This window comes from Celeribacter persicus (assembly GCF_003050785.1).
Lineage (GTDB): Bacteria > Pseudomonadota > Alphaproteobacteria > Rhodobacterales > Rhodobacteraceae > Celeribacter > Celeribacter persicus.
The window spans coordinates 343,535-359,387 of the sequence record NZ_QAOH01000001.1 but is presented as its reverse complement, the minus strand read 5'-3'; the positions used below and the strand labels follow the sequence as shown (position 1 = coordinate 359,387).

The window sequence follows — 15,853 nt, the reverse complement described above, 5'->3', positions numbered from 1 at the left end:
ACCAATGACCACGACGCTTGATAAGACAGTGCTCGACATGACCGAAATGGAACTCCGGGAGGTCAACACCACGCTTCAGGCCGCAGCCAAAGCCAAGGCCAATGAAGCTTTCGTCATCACCAATCCGCGCGGCTCTCACGCCATGGCCGTGGGTCTCGACGGTCCGATCAACGTGACGATCAAGGGCTCCACCGGTTACTACTGTGCCGGGATGAACAAGGAAGCCACCGTCACCGTCGAAGGTTCCGCCGGACCCGGTGTCGCCGAAAACATGATGTCCGGCACCGTGACCATCGAAGGTGATGCCTCGCAATATGCGGGCGCCACCGGCCACGGCGGTCTTCTGAACATCAAGGGCAATGCCTCCTCGCGCTGCGGTATCTCGATGAAGGGCATCGACATCGTGGTGCATGGCAACATCGGCCATATGTCCGCCTTCATGGCGCAGAAAGGCAACCTCGTGGTGCTGGGCAATGCCGGTGATGCGCTGGGAGACTCGCTCTATGAGGCCCGCCTCTTCGTGCGCGGCACGGTGAAATCTCTGGGCGCCGACTGCATCGAGAAAGAGATGCGCCCGGAGCATATCGAGATCCTCAAGGAACTTCTCGAAAAAGCCGGTGCCGACGCCAGGCCGGAAGAGTTCAAACGCTACGGCTCAGCGCGCAAACTCTACAATTTCAACATCGACCACGCCGACGAATACTGAGGAGCGCGATATGGACAAGACACCTCAAACCGAACCGCGTCAGAGCTGGACCTTCTCCAACTCGATCAACTCGGAAATCCGTCGTGCGGCTGCCTCCGGCATCTACGACATTCGTGGTGGTGGCGCGAAACGCCGTGTGCCACATTTCGACGATCTACTGTTTCTTGGTGCCTCGATGTCGCGCTATCCGCTCGAAGGTTACCGCGAGAAATGCGACACCTCCGTCACGCTCGGCACGCGGTTCGCGAAAAAGCCGATTGAGTTGAAAATCCCGATCACCATCGCGGGCATGTCCTTCGGCGCACTGTCCGGTCACGCGAAAGAGGCTCTGGGCCGTGGCGCGACCATGGCGGGGACGTCTACGACCACCGGTGATGGGGGCATGACCGAGGAAGAGCGGGGTCACTCTGAGAAGCTCGTCTACCAATATCTGCCCTCGCGCTACGGCATGAACCCGGACGATCTGCGTCGCGCGGACGCCATTGAGATCGTGGTGGGGCAGGGTGCGAAACCGGGTGGCGGTGGGATGTTGCTGGGTCAGAAGATCACCGAGCGCGTGGCTGGAATGCGCGACCTTCCTGTCGGCATCGACCAGCGCTCCGCCTGTCGTCATCCCGACTGGACCGGACCGGATGACTTGGAGATCAAGATCCTCGAAATCCGCGAAATCACCAACTGGGAAAAGCCGATCTACATCAAGGTCGGTGGCGCACGCCCCTATTATGACGTGGCGCTGGCCTGTAAGGCGGGTGCGGATGTCGTGGTCCTCGACGGCATGCAGGGCGGCACGGCAGCCACGCAGGACGTGTTCATCGAGCACGTCGGTCAGCCCACTCTGGCCTGCATTCGTCCGGCCGTTCAGGCGTTGCAGGACCTCGGCCTGCACCGCGAAGTGCAACTCGTCGTTTCCGGCGGCATCCGTACCGGCGCGGACGTGGCGAAGGCTCTGGCGCTTGGCGCGGATGCGGTGGCCATCGGCACGGCGGCTCTGGTGGCGCTGGGCGACAACGATCCCAAATGGGAGGCCGAATACAACAAACTGGGCACCACCGCCGGCGCTTACGACGACTGGCATGAGGGGCGCGATCCGGCGGGGATCACCACGCAGGACCCGGAGTTGATGAAACGCCTTGATCCGGAAGCGGCGGGCCGCAAGCTGCGCAACTACCTCAATGTGATGACGCTGGAATGCCAGACCATCGCACGCGCCTGTGGGCACAACCACGTTCACAACCTCGAACCCGAGGACCTTTGCGCGCTGACCATGGAGGCGGCTGCCATGGCGCAGGTGCCGCTGGCGGGGACCAACTGGTACCCGGGAAAATCGGGCTTCTGAGGCCCAAGAAGAGGGGCCTTCGCGCCCCTCTTTCACCGACAGGGAATAGGGAAAGACAAATGAGCAAACTTGCCAAATTCGCCGAAGAAAAAGGCGTGAAATATTTCATGATCTCCTACACCGATTTGTTCGGGGGGCAGCGCGCCAAACTGGTTCCGGCCTCGGCGATTGCGGATATGGAGGAAGACGGTGCGGGCTTTGCGGGCTTTGCGACCTGGTTCGACATGACGCCCGCGCACCCCGATATGCTTGCGGTGCCGGACCCGGATGCCGTCATTCAGTTGCCGTGGAAGCCGGAGGTCGCCTGGGTGGCCGCGGATTGCATCATGGAAGGCGAGGCGGTTGAACAGGCCCCGCGCAACGTGTTGAAAAAACTGATCAAGGAGGCCGCCGACGAAGGTCTGCGCGTCAAGACCGGGATCGAAGCCGAATTCTTCATCCTCACCCCCGAGGGCGACAAGATCTCCGATCCGTTCGATACGGCGGAAAAGCCCTGTTACGACCAACAGGCCGTGATGCGCCGCTATGACGTGATCGCCGAGATTTGCGATTACATGCTGGAACTGGGCTGGGGCCCGTATCAGAACGACCACGAGGACGCCAACGGCCAGTTTGAAATGAACTGGGATTTCGATGACGCGCTGATCACCGCCGATCGTCACAGCTTTTTCAAGTTCATGGTGAAATCCGTGGCCGAGAAACACGGGTTGCGCGCCACCTTCATGCCGAAACCGATCCAAGGTTTGACCGGCAACGGCTGTCACGCGCATATCTCGGTTTGGGACCTCGACGGCGAGACCAACGCGTTTGCGGGCAAAGCGGCGGGTCAGGTGGGCGAAGTGGGGCTGTCTGAGCAGGGCGGTTACTTCCTTGGCGGCATCATGAAACACGCCGAAGCGCTGGCCGCGATCACCAACCCGACGGTGAACTCCTACAAGCGGATCAACGCACCGCGCACCATGTCGGGCGCAACCTGGGCGCCGAACACGGTCACATGGACTGGCAATAACCGTACCCACATGGTCCGCGTGCCGGGGCCGGGCCGTTTTGAACTGCGCCTGCCGGATGGGGCGGTGAACCCCTATCTGCTGCAAGCCGTGATCATCGCCGCCGGTCTGTCGGGTATCCGCTCCAAAGCCGATCCCGGCCCGCGTTACGACATCGACATGTATGCCGAAGGTCACAAGATCGAAGGTGCGCCGAAACTTCCGCTCAACATGCTGGATGCGATCCGCGCCTATGACGCCGATCCGGAACTCAAGACCATGCTGGGCAGTGATTTTTCCGCCTCTTACATCAAGATGAAACATCAGGAATGGAATTCCTTCGTGTCGCATTTCTCGCGTTGGGAAAAAGACAACACGCTGGACATCTGATCGAAAGTCCCCCCCTGATCCAAAGTCCCTGGATGGCGGCTCCAGACCCGCCATCGTCCCCAAGGCCCGGTTCACGCCGGGCCTTGTTTTTTGCGCAGGGTTGAGGGGGGCGTGCCGAAGAGTTTACGGAAGGCGTCGGAGAAATGTGCCTGAGAGGAAAACCCGGTCATCTGGGCAATCTCGGTCAGTGGGATGTGCGTCGAGGAAATCAATTCTTTACTTGTTTTCAAACGGATGCGGCGATATTCTTCCATGATCGAGCGTCCGGTCACCTCGCGAAACTGGCGCTGCAATTGCCGGGTCGAAAGGCCCGCGAGGGCTGCGATCTGGTCTTGGTCCAGAGGGTCGGCGATATGGCTTTCCATCAGTTCCAAAGCGGCCTCGACCGGGATCGGAAGAGCGCCATAGCGCCCGGTGATGGAGCTTCGCTGTGGCGCGTCGGCGCCGCGCACTTCGGTCTGGATGAACCAGTCTGAAATCCTTTGGGCAAAGCTCGTTCCATGGTCGCGTGCGATGATTGCATGCATCATGTCGAGGGGCGCGGAGCCGCCCGCGCAGGTGTAGCGGTCGCGGTCGATGACGAACAAACGCCGCTCCAAAAGCCAGTCTCCGGGCATCCTGTCGAAGTCGCCATAATGGTGCCAGTGGACAGTGAAACGCCGGTTCTCCAGAAGCCCCGCTTTCGCAAGAATAACCGCGCCGCCGGAGATGCCGCCGAGCGCCACGCCGGAGCGATCCGCCTGCCTGAGCCAGGCGAAAAGGGCAGGGTCATTGACCCGCGCCGGATCGCCGCCCGCGACCACGAAAACCAGATCGAAGCGGGGGAAAAGATCGCGGAAAGAGCGGGTCTCGAACGCCCCGCCAACGGAGGATTTCACCATGTCGCCAGAGTTTGAGAGCAGCGTTACCTCATAGCGCAGCGTGGGCGAAAACAGGTTCGCAGCGCGCAGCGGTTCGAGCGCTGAAGCGGTCGACAAAAGGGCGAAACCATCGACCAGCAGAAAGGCGATTCTCTTCATTTTTGCGCCTTCCCGAAAAACATGAAATAGCGTCCTGATTTTGAAAATATACGACCTGATTATGGAGGTACAGAGTGAAAATCGCCGCTAGAAAGGGATCAGACGAAGGAGCGCACTCGCATGAAATTCTCTGGTTTCAAAGTCGTGAAAGAGGCCCTGACCGGGCACAAGGGCTGGACGCCGCTGTGGCGTAACCCGGACCCGAAACCCTCCTATGACATCGTGATCGTCGGCGGCGGCGGGCATGGGCTTGCGACGGCCTTTTATCTGGCGAAAACCTTTGGCGAGCTGAAGGTTGCAGTGCTGGAAAAGGGCTGGCTCGGCTCCGGCAATATCGGGCGGAACACGACGATCATTCGTTCCAACTACCTGCTGCCGGGCAACGAGCCGTTCTATGAATTCTCGATGAAGCTCTGGGAAAATCTAGAGCAGGAAACCAATTTCAACTCGATGGTGTCGCAACGCGGGATCATCAACCTGATCCACACGGATGGGCAGCGCGATGCTTATCGCCGTCGCGGCAATGCGATGATGCTGGCCGGTGCGGGCGCGCGGCTTTTGTCGCGTGACGAGGTCAAGGAGATGGTGCCCTTCCTGAATTTCGACAATGCGCGCTTCCCGATCAAGGGCGGGCTGATGCAGGAACGGGCGGGTACGGCGCGCCACGATGGTGTGGTCTGGGGCTATGCCCGTGGCGCAGATCAGCGCGGCGTCGACATCATCCAGAATTGCGAAGTCACCGGCTTCAAGATCGAGAACGGCAAGGTTTTGGGTGTCGACACCTCACGCGGCTTTATCGGGGCGAAGAAGGTCGGTGTGGCCGTGGCGGGTTCTTCCGGGCGCGTGATGGAAAAGGCGGGCATGCGCCTGCCGATCGAAAGCCATGTGTTGCAGGCCTTTGTGTCAGAAGGACTCAAGCCGACCATTCCGGGCGTCATCACCTTTGGCGCGGGGCATTTCTATGTCAGCCAGTCCGACAAGGGCGGGCTTGTGTTTGGGGGCGACATCGACGGCTACAATTCCTATGCGCAGCGCGGCAACCTACCGGTGGTCGAGGATGTGCTCGAAGGCGGCATGGCGCTCATGCCGATGATCGGGCGCGCACGGCTTTTGCGCAGTTGGGGCGGCATTATGGATATGTCCATGGACGGCTCGCCGATCATTGACCGGACCCATATCGACGGGCTCTATCTCAACGCCGGCTGGTGTTACGGCGGGTTCAAGGCGACGCCCGCCTCCGGCTATGCCTTTGCGCATTTACTCGCGACCGGGCGTCCGCATGAGACCGCGACCGCCTATCGTCTCGACCGGTTCGAGCGTGGTTATGTCATCGACGAAAAGGGCGTTGGCGCCCAACCCAACCTGCATTGAGGTGAAAAGATGCTGATCCCTCATCCCCTTCTCGGCCTGCGCGACAGTCAGGAATTCACTTATCTGGGCGATGCCAACCTGATGTTCCGGCCCGATGCGGCGGCGGAGAATGCTGAAGCGGCGTTCTGCGACTATGTGTTCCAGCGTGACAACCCGGCGGGCGTTCACCGCGAGCTTTGGTTCCACGAACAGGGCGACCGGAGCTGGCTTGTCGTCACGCGCGACACCACCACGCATGAAATCCTCGGGGCGGAACTGGCCTCGAACGTCAAACTGGGAGCGGCAGAATGACCCGTCTGACCGGTGGTCTGATCGATCGCAACGCGCCACTGAACTTCACTTTCAACGGCAAGGCGTACAAAGGCTTTCAGGGCGACACACTGGCCTCCGCGTTGCTTGCCAATGGCGTGCAGCTCATGGGCCGGAGCTTCAAATATCACCGCCCGCGCGGTGTCGTAGCGGCGGGGTCTGAGGAACCCAACGCCATGGTCGAGTTGCGCACCGGCGCAAGGCAGGAACCGAATACGCGCGCCACGGTGGCCGAACTGTTCGACGGGCTGACGGCGCGCTCGCAAAACCACATGGGGCCGCTGCATCGCGACTTTCTGGCGGTGAACGACCTTTTGTCGCCCTTTTTTGCTGCGGGGTTCTATTACAAGACGTTCATGTGGCCGAAAGCGTTCTGGGAAAAGCTTTATGAGCCCATGATCCGCAAGGCGGCGGGGCTTGGTTCGCTCTCGATGCAGCCGGACCCCGACGATTACGACAAAGGCTTCCTGCATTGCGATCTTTTGATCGTGGGGGCGGGAGCGGCGGGGCTTGCCGCCGCACTGACTGCCGGGCGTGTGGGCGTGAAAGTGATCCTCGCGGATGAGGATTTCGTTTTGGGCGGGCGTCTCATGGCGGAGAGCGATGCGCTGGACAGTGCTGCTGCCATGGACTGGGTCGCGGCGGCAAAAGCCGAGCTTGAGAGCCTGCCGAATGTTCGGATCATGACCCGCACCACAGTGTTCGGGATTTACGATCACGGCATTTTCGGCGCGGTGGAGCGGGTGTCCGATCACTTGGCCGTTCCGGGCGACAAGGTGCGCCAGACGCTTTGGCGGATCACCGCGAAACGCACCGTTCTGGCGGCGGGCGCGACGGAGCGGCATATCCCGTTCGCAGACAACGACCGTCCGGGTGTGATGCTGGCGGGCGCCATGCGCGCCTATGCCAACCGCTGGGCGGTGAGCCCGGTGAAACGCGACGCGGATGCGATTGCGATTTTCACCAATGGCGACGACGGGCATCGCACGGCGATGGACCTGATCGCGAAAGGCGCGAAGGTCCTTGGCGTCATTGACGCGCGTGAGGCCGCGCCGCGCTTTGGCGATTACGAGGTCTTCGCGGGATCGACCGTGACCGGGACGAAAGGCCGTCTGGGTCTGAGCGCAATCGAGATCACCCGGGGCGGGCGCTCCGAGTGGCATGACGTCGGCGCTCTTGGTGTGGCGGGGGGCTGGAACCCCAACGTGCATCTCGCGTCGCATCATCGCGGGCGACCGGTCTGGAATGACGATCTTTTGGCCTTCGTTCCGAGCCCGGATGGTCCGAAAGGTCTGATCCCGGCAGGGGCGGCTGCGGGCAAAGGTGGCACCGAAGAGGCGTTGGCCGATGGGATGAATGCCGCGATCACGGCGCTCTCGGAGATCGGGATCAATGCCGCTGAGATTTCCCTGCCTAAGGCGGAAAATATGCCGTCGGAGCAAGCCGCCTTCTGGCATGTGCCGGGCAAGAAACGGGCATGGGTCGATTTCCAGAATGACGTGACGGTTAAGGATATTGCCTTGGCGCATAAGGAAAATATGAAGCCGGTCGAGCACTTGAAACGCTGGACCACGCTGGGCATGGCCACTGATCAGGGCAAGACCTCGAACATCTCCGCGCTTGCTGTGATGGCCGAACTGACCGGCAAGTCGATTCCCGAGACCGGCACGACGATTTTCCGCCCGCCCTATACCGGCGTCTCGCTTGCCGTGCTGGGCGGCGGCGACACCGGGCCGCTGTTCCGGCCACGCCGCCTGACGCCGACGCATCATTGGGCGGAGGCGCAAGGTGCCGAGTTCGTCGAGGTCGGCCAATGGATGCGGGCGCAATATTTCCCGCAGAAGGGCGAAACCACTTGGCGGCAGACCGTGGATCGCGAGGTTCTCGCGGTGCGATCGGGTGTGGGTCTTTGCGATGTGACGACGCTCGGCAAGGTCGATGTGCAGGGGACGGATGCGGGCGAATTCCTCAACCGCATGTACTCGAACATGATGGGCACGCTGAAAGTCGGCATGGTTCGGTACGGTCTCATGCTGCGCGAGGATGGTCATGCCTATGACGATGGCACCTGTGCACGCTTGGCGGAGGACCACTATGTGGTCACGACGACGACCGCCAATGCGGGCCTCGTGTATCGCCAGATGGAATTCTTCCACCAATGCGTCTGGCCGGAGCTGGATGTGCAATTGATTTCGACCACCGACGCCTGGGCGCAGATCGCCGTGGCGGGGCCGAAATCGCGGGAATTGCTCAGGCGGATCGTCGACGGGTTCGATCTCTCGAATGAGGCGTTTCCCTTCATGGCCTGCGCCGAGCTGACGATTTGCAAGGGGCTGCGGGCGCGTCTGTTCCGCATCTCCTTCTCTGGCGAACTGGCTTATGAAGTTGCCGTGCCCGCCCGCTACGGTCAGGCGCTCATGGAGCGGCTGATGGAGCAGGGTGCGGACCTTGGCGTGACACCTTATGGGACCGAAGCGCTTGCCGTGCTCCGGATCGAGAAAGGTCACGCGGCAGGGGCTGAACTCAATGGTCAGACCACGGCGCAGATGCTTGGTTTGGGCAAAATGGTTTCTGCGAAGAAAGACAGTATCGGAGCTGTGATGTCGCGGCGCGAAGGGATGGCGGCGGAGAAACGTCGGCTCGTGGGCTTCAAGCCGCTTGAAGCTCAAACGCAGGTTATGGCCGGGTCGCATCTTTTCACCCAAGGTGAGGCGCAGACGATGACCAGCGATCAGGGCTGGATTACCTCGTCCTGCTATTCGCCGCATCTCGAAAGCTATATCGCGCTCGGGTTCCTTGAGAACGGCGCGGAACGGATGGGCGAGGTGCTGATCGCGGCCAACCCGCTGGAAGGACAGGAAATGAAGGTCGAAGTGGTCTCAGCCCATTTCGTCGACCCCGAAGGAGGACGTCTCCGTGACTAATACTGTGACTGATCTGACCCCCATCACCGCTCTCGGCGGTACGGTGGCACGGACCGAAGTGTGCGGTGCGCTGACCATCTCGGAAAACACCGGTCTCGGGCTGGCCTCTCTGAGCCTGCGGGCCGGGCAGGACACTCCTGCGCCCTTCGGTCTGGCGTTGCCGGATGTGGCGAAGGCCGTGTCCATGGGGAATTATGCCGCCTTCTGGACCGGACGTGGGCAATGGATGATCGAAGCGACCGGCAAAGCCGAGATGGATTTCGCAGCCATGCTGAAAGCCGAGGTGCCCGAGTGTTCCGTGACCGAGCAGACCGACGGTTTCACCGCGTTCGAGATTGCCTCGTCGCAGGGTGCGGGGCCGATCGAGGCGCTGATGAACAAGCTTGTGAACATCGACGCGAAAACCTTCGGGCCGGGGCAGGCGACGCGCACGGGGCTTGAACATATGACTGTTTTCCTGATCCGCCGTGCCGAAGACCGGCTGGCGGTGATCGGGATGCGGACTTTGGCGGGGTCGCTCTGGCACGCACTGGCCGTGGCCGCCCGCCGCCTTGAGGACTGACGTTTCGGCCTAAGGGTTCGGACCGAGGTTTTCGGAGAGATATTGGAGAGAGACATGACTGCACAGATCATCGACGGGAAGGCCTTTGCCGAGACCGTGCGCGAGAAAGTGGCCGCCCATGTGGCGCGTTTGAAAGAGGTTCACGGCATCACGCCGGGTCTGGCCGTGGTGCTGGTGGGCGAAGATCCCGCAAGCCAGGTTTACGTGCGCAACAAGGGCAAGCAGACCGTGGAATGCGGGATGAATTCTTACGAGCACAAACTGTCGGCGGACACGTCGGAGGCCGATCTTCTGGCGCTCATCGAACAGCTCAATGCCGATCCGGCGGTGCATGGCATTCTTGTGCAATTGCCGCTGCCAGATCATCTCGACAGCGATCTGGTGATCAACGCGATTGATCCGACTAAGGACGTCGACGGGTTTCATATTTCCAATGTGGGCCTTTTGGGCACCGGCCAAAAATCCATGGTGCCTTGCACGCCGCTGGGCTGTCTCATGATGCTGCGCGATCAGCTCGGCAGCCTTTCGGGGCTGAATGCCGTGGTCGTCGGGCGCTCCAACATCGTCGGAAAGCCGATGGCGCAGCTTTTGTTGCGCGACAGTTGCACGGTGACCATCGCGCATTCACGGACGAAGGACATCGAAGAGGTCTGCCGCCGCGCCGATATTCTCGTGGCTGCCGTCGGGCGTCCGGAGATGATCAAGGGGAGCTGGGTGAAACCCGGTGCCACCGTGATCGACGTGGGCATCAACCGGGTCGACGCGCCGGAAAAAGGCCTGCGCGAAGACGGTACGGTCAAGACCAAGCTCGTCGGCGATGTCGAATTCGACACGGCCGCCGAGGTCGCCGGTGCGATCACGCCGGTGCCGGGCGGGGTCGGTCCGATGACCATCGCTTGCCTGCTGGCCAATACGGTGACGGCCGCCTGCCGCGCCAACGATCTTCCCGAGCCCGAAGGGCTCACTGCCTAAAAAATAAAACATAACAAAAACAACGAACCAACATCGAGGGCGCGTGTCAGGGGAGCGCCTTGCATCTGGAGAAAAAGATGACGAAATTCTGTCTCACCGTGACCTGCGCGACGACGCGCGGGATCGTCGCCGCCATCGCCACCTTCCTCGCGGAGCATGGCTGCAACATCACCGACAGCTCGCAATTCGACGACACCGAAACCGGTCAGTTCTTCATGCGCGTGAGCTTTGCTTCTGAGGAGGGCGCGGATCAGGCGGCGCTTGAAAAGGACTTCGCCAAGATCGCCGAAGACTTCGCCATGACCTTTGCCTTCCACGACGAAAGCGTGAAGATGAAAGTCGTGATCATGGTGAGCCGGTTCGGTCACTGTCTGAACGATCTTCTGTACCGTGTGCGTATCGGTGCGCTGCCTGTGGAAATCGTGGCCGTGATCTCGAATCACATGGATTATCAAAAGGTTGTCGTGAACAACGACATTCCGTTCCACTACATCCGTGTGACCAAGGAGAACAAGCCGGAGGCCGAAGCCGCGATCATGAAAGTGGTCGAGGATTCGGGGGCCGAGCTGATCGTTCTGGCGCGGTATATGCAGATCCTGTCGGATCAGATGTGCAAGGTGATGTCGGGTCGGATCATCAACATTCACCACTCTTTCCTGCCCTCTTTCAAGGGTGCGAACCCGTACAAACAGGCCTATGCGCGTGGCGTAAAACTGATCGGGGCGACCTCTCACTATGTGACCGCCGATCTCGATGAAGGTCCGATCATCGAACAGGACGTGGTACGCATCACCCATGCGCAAAGCCCGGAGGATTTCGTGTCTCTGGGGCGCGATGTGGAAAGCCAGGTTCTGGCTCGCGCGATCCATGCGCATGCGAACCATCGGGTGTTCCTGAACGGCAACAAGACCGTGGTGTTTCAGGCGTCGCCGGGATCGTATTCGTCTGAGCGGATGGGGTGAGGCGCGGTCGGCCTTGTGGGGCCGATCCATCGCTCCAGTGGAGCGATGGAAGCGCCGAACGCGCCCGCAAATCTGCGGGCGCAGGGCAAGAGGACCGGTCGCGACATGTCGCGATGAAAGGCTCCAGTGGAGCCTTTCAAGATTCGAATGCGCCCGAACGCTTTCGGGCGTTGGGCAAACGCTTGCCACCTATAGCAAAACCCACAAGAGGCGCGGTTTTCCCGCGCCTCTTTCGTATTGTGACCGATTGAACCAGCACGCTTGCTCTGGACCAGTTGCGAAAAATTGGTCTAATAGTCGGAAACCGCAAAGGACCGACCGCGTGCCCAATTCCACCCTGCCTCCCGCCACGACCTCGCTTCCCGGCGCGACGGTGAAATATGTGATCGAGACGTTGTCGACGCGGATCGTAACGCAGGAATACGCGACCGAGGAGCGGCTGCCGTCCGAGCGCCAACTGGCGCAGGAACTGGGTGTGGCGCGCAACACGGTGCGCGAGGCGCTGGACCAGCTTGAAGCGCGCGGCATGATCCGCAGGCGGGCTGGGTCGGGGTCTTTTGTGACCTACGACCCGGACGGGCAGGGCGAAGCGCTTTCGCCTGTGGCCTCCGAGACCGGGCCGCTGCAATTGCAGGTGGTGCGGGGCATTCTCGAACCGGACATGGTGCGGCTTGCCATCGTCAACATGTCGCCGAAACAGATCGAAGCGCTTTCCGTCGTGCTGTCAAAAATGGAAGCGGTGCAGACCGATGCAGCGGCTTTCGTACGGCTCGAAGAAGAGTTCCACCGGCTGCTTGCCGAGGGTACGGGCAACCCGCTTTTGATTGCGTGTTATAATCTCGTGCTCGACGCCCGGCGGCAGTCGTTCCGCACTGCGATGTACCGTCGCTACCTGACGCCGACGCGGATCGCGATCTATCAGCAGGGTTACAACGGCCTGTTCAACGCCATCGCTGCGCGGGACATCGAAGAGGCCAGCGAATTCATGAAACTCGCGCTGATCGAAGACCAACGGCTGTTGCTTCAGGAAGACTGAAGCGGGGTTTGCGCGACATGCGTCGGGATTGGCCCTACCAATCTGCCCTCGGTTCTTTTGTGGACGGATACGGCGTTTTTGTCTCTTTGACCCAGAAAATCGCGCGAATCTCCCTTTGAAATTGGCCATGAGGCGCAACCGTTTTTGACCATTTTACAGGACTGCATTCCTTGAGGCTTTCCCGGTCAGGCGTGGCGGCATTCTATCTGCGCACAGAAATTCATCACTCGCGCCCATAAGGGTGGTCGTTTGACCTAAAAAGCGGCGCGACTCGTGTCAAAATAAATTCCTCAGAGGAAAAAACTTTGACCCTTGGTGATCATGTCCCTTTTCATGAGGTCACTGAGTAAGCCAGTTCGCACAATTGGTCCAAACCAAAACCGGGCCAGGCTGGCTTGTTATTCCAATCAAGTTCAACAGGACAGGGAGAACGACTTGGAACAGGATCTTGCATCCTTGGCTGCCGCGGTTGCGGAGCTACAGGGAAACCATGCCGCGACAAACGGCACATTTTCCGAGACTTTCTACTTTCTGACGATCCCGCTGATGGTTCTCATCCACGCCGGGTTCCTCGCATATGAAATGGGCGCATCGCGGTCGAAAAACGCGCTGGCCTCGGGCATCAAGAACATCCTCGCTTTCGCGATGATTGTGCCGTTCTTCTACTTCATCGGCTGGTGGATCTATTGGGCCTTCCCGACGGGCCTGACACTGTCCGAAGGTGCCATGGGCATCTCCGGTCTGGCCTATGCCAATGACATCGCTCTACCGTGGAGCCAATACATGGGGCCGAACCTCGATGACCGCTCTTCGGGCGTGTTCTGGGGGGCTTTCGTGCTCTTTGCTGCCACCACCGCGTCGATCCTTTCGGGCGGCGTGATTGAGCGCATCAAGCTCACGGGCTTTGTCGTTCTGGCAATCGTGCTTGGTGCGTTTGTCTGGATTCTTGCCGCCGCCTGGGGCTGGCATGCGGATGGCTGGCTGGTCACGAAGTTCGGCTATCATGACTTCGGCGCTGCGGGTGTCGTGCACATGATCGCGGGCTTCTTCTCGCTCGGTGTTCTGATCAACCTCGGGCCGCGGATCGGCAAGTTCAATGCCGACGGTTCCGCCAACCATATCCCCGGGCACTCCATGCCGATGACGCTGATCGGCCTGATGCTGATCATCGCGGGCTTCTGGGGCTTTCTCATGGGCTGTGTCATCGTTCCGGGCGAAGCATGGTCCTGGGGCAGCACGATTGAGGCTACGATCTACGGCACGCCGATGACCATCTCCGGCATGACCTTCAACACGCTGATGGGATTTGCCGGTGGCATTATCGGGGCCTGGATGATCACCCGCGATCCGTTCTGGATGATGTCCGGCGCTCTGGGAGGGATCATCTCCGCGGCTGCCGGTCTCGATCTCTGGTATCCGCCGATGGCCTTCGCGATCGGTTTCCTCGGTGCCTGCATGATGCCCTTCGTGGCCTCCTTCATCGAGAAACGCGGCATCGACGATGCGGTTGGCGCCTTTGCGGTGCACGGGTTCCTCGGCATGTGGGGTCTGCTTGCGGTCGGTATCGCGGCCCAAGGCTACCCGGCCATGTTCGGCGAAGACGTGATCGAAACCTCCTTCCTCGGTCAGTTGGTTGGCATTGTCACCATGGGTCTTCTGGGCTTCCTGCCGGGCTATGTCGTCTCCTTCATCCTGAAGGTGACCGGCCAACTCCGTGTGCCGGAAGAGGCGGAAATCCTCGGTCTCGACGCGGTCAAGGTCCCGGCCTCCGCCTACCCCGAAGCACTTCACCCGTCGGTCAGCCCGGCTGAGTGATCTCTGGACAAGGAAAGGACTATCGAAATGGAAGCACCTTTTGACGCAACCTCCTGGGACGGCATCACCGGCGCGATCTACGCGGGTTATGGCTCCGTCGAAGGTCTCTGGCTGCTGGCCTGCCTCGCCATGGTCGTGATCGCGATCGTGTTCGGCTGGCGCCACGAGGAACACGCCTACAAGGCGACGAAAAAGAAAGGCTGAACGCAGCCTGAGCGAGAAAGGGTTCCACACCCTTCCCCTGAACCGGCGGCGTGACCCGTCGCCGGTTCCCCGACAAACCAAGAATTCAAAATACGACCCTAAGGACAAAAACAATGATCGCATCATGGAGAGTTTCCGCACTGGCGGACCGGCACCGCGCCCTTGGCTCCGATCTCGAAGACTGGAGCGGCATGGGCACCGCCTGGAGCTATGACAAAGATCAGACAGAGGAATATCTGGCGATCCGCACCAAGGCGGGCGTTATGGATGTCTCGGGGCTGAAAAAGGTCTATGTCGTCGGACCGCACGCACAATATGTGATCGACAAGGCCACGACACGCAACATCGAGAAACTGAAACCCGGTCGTTCGACCTATGCCACCATGCTCAATGACGGCGGCAAGTTCATCGACGACTGTGTGATCTACCGTCTTGGGCCGCAGAACTTTATGGTTGTGCATGGCTCCGGTGCGGGGCATGAGCAACTGACCAAATATGCTGCCGGGCGCAATGTCGCGGTGATCTTCGACGACGATCTGCATGACATTTCTCTGCAAGGACCGATGGCCGTCGATTATCTCGAAAAACACGTGCCGGGCATCCGCGATGTGGTTTACTTCAGCCATATCCAGACCACGCTTTTCGGCAAACCGGTGATGATTTCCCGCACGGGCTACACCGGCGAGCGCGGTTATGAGATTTTCTGCCGCCGTCAGGACGCCGTGGAAATCTGGGACACGATTGTGGCGGAAGGCGCGGCGATGGGGATCATCCCGACGCGCTTCACCACGCTCGACTGGCTGCGTGCCGAGAGCTACCTTTTGTTCTTTCCCTATGACAACTCGGAAATGTACCCGTTCGAGGACGAGGCCAATGGCGATACGCTTTGGGAGCTGGGTCTCGAATTTACCGTGTCTCCGGGTAAAACCGGCTTCCGTGGGGCCGAAGAGCACTACCGCCTCAAGGGTAAGGAGCGCTTCAAGATTTACGGTGTGAAACTGACCGGCACCGAACCTGCGCCCGAAGGTGCGCCGCTTCTGAAGGATGGCAAACAGGTTGGCGTTGTGACCATCGGCATGTACTCGCCCTTGAATGAGCACAACGTGGGCATCGCCCGCATGCCGGTCGACTGCGCCGTCGAAGGGGCGCCGCTGACCGTCAAATTCGCCGACAAGGAGGTGAGCGCCATCGCCCACCCGATGCCCTTCTACGACGTCGACAAGAAGCGTCGCACGGCCAAGGGCTAAACCACAAATCTAAA

General features: G+C 60.4%; 14 protein-coding genes. 13 read left to right on the top strand and 1 reads right to left on the bottom strand.

Annotated elements, in window-relative coordinates; genetic code table 11:
• Positions 1 to 4 precede the first annotated feature (4 nt).
• Genes C8N42_RS01865 through glnT form a run of 3 tightly spaced genes read left to right on the top strand, consistent with a single transcriptional unit; the run spans position 5 to position 3,418 of the window.
• The gene (locus tag C8N42_RS01865; protein ID WP_107814832.1) at positions 5 to 706 is read left to right on the top strand and encodes a GltB/FmdC/FwdC-like GXGXG domain-containing protein; all 702 of its coding nucleotides are present in this window, start codon (positions 5 to 7) and stop codon (positions 704 to 706) included.
• A 10-nt stretch (positions 707 to 716) separates the two neighbouring features.
• Positions 717 to 2,042: an FMN-binding glutamate synthase family protein gene (locus C8N42_RS01860; protein ID WP_107814831.1), complete on the top strand. Its 1,326-nt coding sequence runs from the start codon at positions 717 to 719 to the stop codon at positions 2,040 to 2,042.
• Positions 2,043 to 2,101: 59 nt separating this feature from the next.
• Positions 2,102 to 3,418 carry a type III glutamate--ammonia ligase gene (glnT, locus tag C8N42_RS01855; protein ID WP_107814830.1) on the top strand — a complete coding sequence of 439 codons (1,317 nt, stop codon included), beginning with the start codon at positions 2,102 to 2,104 and terminating at the stop codon, positions 3,416 to 3,418.
• Positions 3,419 to 3,489: 71 nt separating this feature from the next.
• Here glnT and C8N42_RS01850 read toward each other — a convergent pair whose 3' ends face one another.
• The gene (locus tag C8N42_RS01850; protein ID WP_107814829.1) at positions 3,490 to 4,437 is read right to left on the bottom strand and encodes a GlxA family transcriptional regulator; all 948 of its coding nucleotides are present in this window, start codon (positions 4,435 to 4,437) and stop codon (positions 3,490 to 3,492) included.
• Positions 4,438 to 4,557: 120 nt separating this feature from the next.
• On the opposite strand from C8N42_RS01850, the gene C8N42_RS01845 reads away from it, so the two are divergent.
• From C8N42_RS01845 to C8N42_RS01805, 10 genes are all read left to right on the top strand, one after another.
• Positions 4,558 to 5,808: a sarcosine oxidase subunit beta family protein gene (locus C8N42_RS01845; RefSeq protein ID WP_107814828.1), complete on the top strand. Its 1,251-nt coding sequence runs from the start codon at positions 4,558 to 4,560 to the stop codon at positions 5,806 to 5,808.
• 9 nt (positions 5,809 to 5,817) lie between these two features.
• Entirely contained in the window at positions 5,818 to 6,099 is a 282-nt protein-coding gene (locus C8N42_RS01840) for a sarcosine oxidase subunit delta (RefSeq protein ID WP_107814827.1), read from the top strand.
• A complete protein-coding gene (locus C8N42_RS01835) occupies positions 6,096 to 9,041 on the top strand; it encodes a sarcosine oxidase subunit alpha family protein (RefSeq protein WP_107814826.1) in 2,946 nt (981 codons plus the stop codon). Before C8N42_RS01840 ends, C8N42_RS01835 begins: the two co-directional genes overlap by 4 nt.
• A complete protein-coding gene (locus tag C8N42_RS01830) occupies positions 9,034 to 9,603 on the top strand; it encodes a sarcosine oxidase subunit gamma (protein WP_245889933.1) in 570 nt (189 codons plus the stop codon). The genes C8N42_RS01835 and C8N42_RS01830 overlap by 8 nt, the downstream gene beginning before the upstream one ends.
• Positions 9,604 to 9,657: 54 nt before the next feature.
• On the top strand, positions 9,658 to 10,575 hold the full coding sequence (gene folD / locus C8N42_RS01825; RefSeq protein ID WP_107814824.1) for a bifunctional methylenetetrahydrofolate dehydrogenase/methenyltetrahydrofolate cyclohydrolase FolD: 918 nt from the start codon (positions 9,658 to 9,660) through the stop codon (positions 10,573 to 10,575).
• A 77-nt stretch (positions 10,576 to 10,652) separates the two neighbouring features.
• Entirely contained in the window at positions 10,653 to 11,537 is an 885-nt protein-coding gene (gene purU / locus C8N42_RS01820; protein WP_107815054.1) for a formyltetrahydrofolate deformylase, read from the top strand.
• Positions 11,538 to 11,859: 322 nt separating this feature from the next.
• Positions 11,860 to 12,573: a FadR/GntR family transcriptional regulator gene (locus tag C8N42_RS01815; RefSeq protein WP_107814823.1), complete on the top strand. Its 714-nt coding sequence runs from the start codon at positions 11,860 to 11,862 to the stop codon at positions 12,571 to 12,573.
• Between the two features lie 435 nt (positions 12,574 to 13,008).
• Complete coding sequence (locus tag C8N42_RS01810) at positions 13,009 to 14,388, top strand: ammonium transporter (RefSeq protein WP_107814822.1); 1,380 nt, start codon at positions 13,009 to 13,011, stop codon at positions 14,386 to 14,388.
• A 27-nt stretch (positions 14,389 to 14,415) separates the two neighbouring features.
• Positions 14,416 to 14,592, top strand: a complete 177-nt coding sequence (locus tag C8N42_RS21480; protein WP_170109162.1) for a hypothetical protein — start codon at positions 14,416 to 14,418, stop codon at positions 14,590 to 14,592.
• A 113-nt stretch (positions 14,593 to 14,705) separates the two neighbouring features.
• On the top strand, positions 14,706 to 15,839 hold the full coding sequence (locus tag C8N42_RS01805) for an aminomethyl transferase family protein (RefSeq protein ID WP_107814821.1): 1,134 nt from the start codon (positions 14,706 to 14,708) through the stop codon (positions 15,837 to 15,839).
• Positions 15,840 to 15,853: the final 14 nt, after the last annotated feature.

Excerpts from the sequence above, each read along its gene's own strand:
- C8N42_RS01865 (WP_107814832.1), top strand. The coding sequence starts at position 5 with ATGACCACGACGCTTGATAAGACAGTGCTCGACATGACCGAAATGGAA.
- C8N42_RS01860 (WP_107814831.1), top strand. The coding sequence starts at position 717 with ATGGACAAGACACCTCAAACCGAACCGCGTCAGAGCTGGACCTTCTCC.
- glnT (WP_107814830.1), top strand. The coding sequence starts at position 2,102 with ATGAGCAAACTTGCCAAATTCGCCGAAGAAAAAGGCGTGAAATATTTC.
- C8N42_RS01850 (WP_107814829.1), bottom strand. The coding sequence starts at position 4,437 with ATGAAGAGAATCGCCTTTCTGCTGGTCGATGGTTTCGCCCTTTTGTCG.
- C8N42_RS01845 (WP_107814828.1), top strand. The coding sequence starts at position 4,558 with ATGAAATTCTCTGGTTTCAAAGTCGTGAAAGAGGCCCTGACCGGGCAC.
- C8N42_RS01840 (WP_107814827.1), top strand. The coding sequence starts at position 5,818 with ATGCTGATCCCTCATCCCCTTCTCGGCCTGCGCGACAGTCAGGAATTC.
- C8N42_RS01835 (WP_107814826.1), top strand. The coding sequence starts at position 6,096 with ATGACCCGTCTGACCGGTGGTCTGATCGATCGCAACGCGCCACTGAAC.
- folD (WP_107814824.1), top strand. The coding sequence starts at position 9,658 with ATGACTGCACAGATCATCGACGGGAAGGCCTTTGCCGAGACCGTGCGC.
- purU (WP_107815054.1), top strand. The coding sequence starts at position 10,653 with ATGACGAAATTCTGTCTCACCGTGACCTGCGCGACGACGCGCGGGATC.
- C8N42_RS21480 (WP_170109162.1), top strand. The coding sequence starts at position 14,416 with ATGGAAGCACCTTTTGACGCAACCTCCTGGGACGGCATCACCGGCGCG.
- C8N42_RS01805 (WP_107814821.1), top strand. The coding sequence starts at position 14,706 with ATGATCGCATCATGGAGAGTTTCCGCACTGGCGGACCGGCACCGCGCC.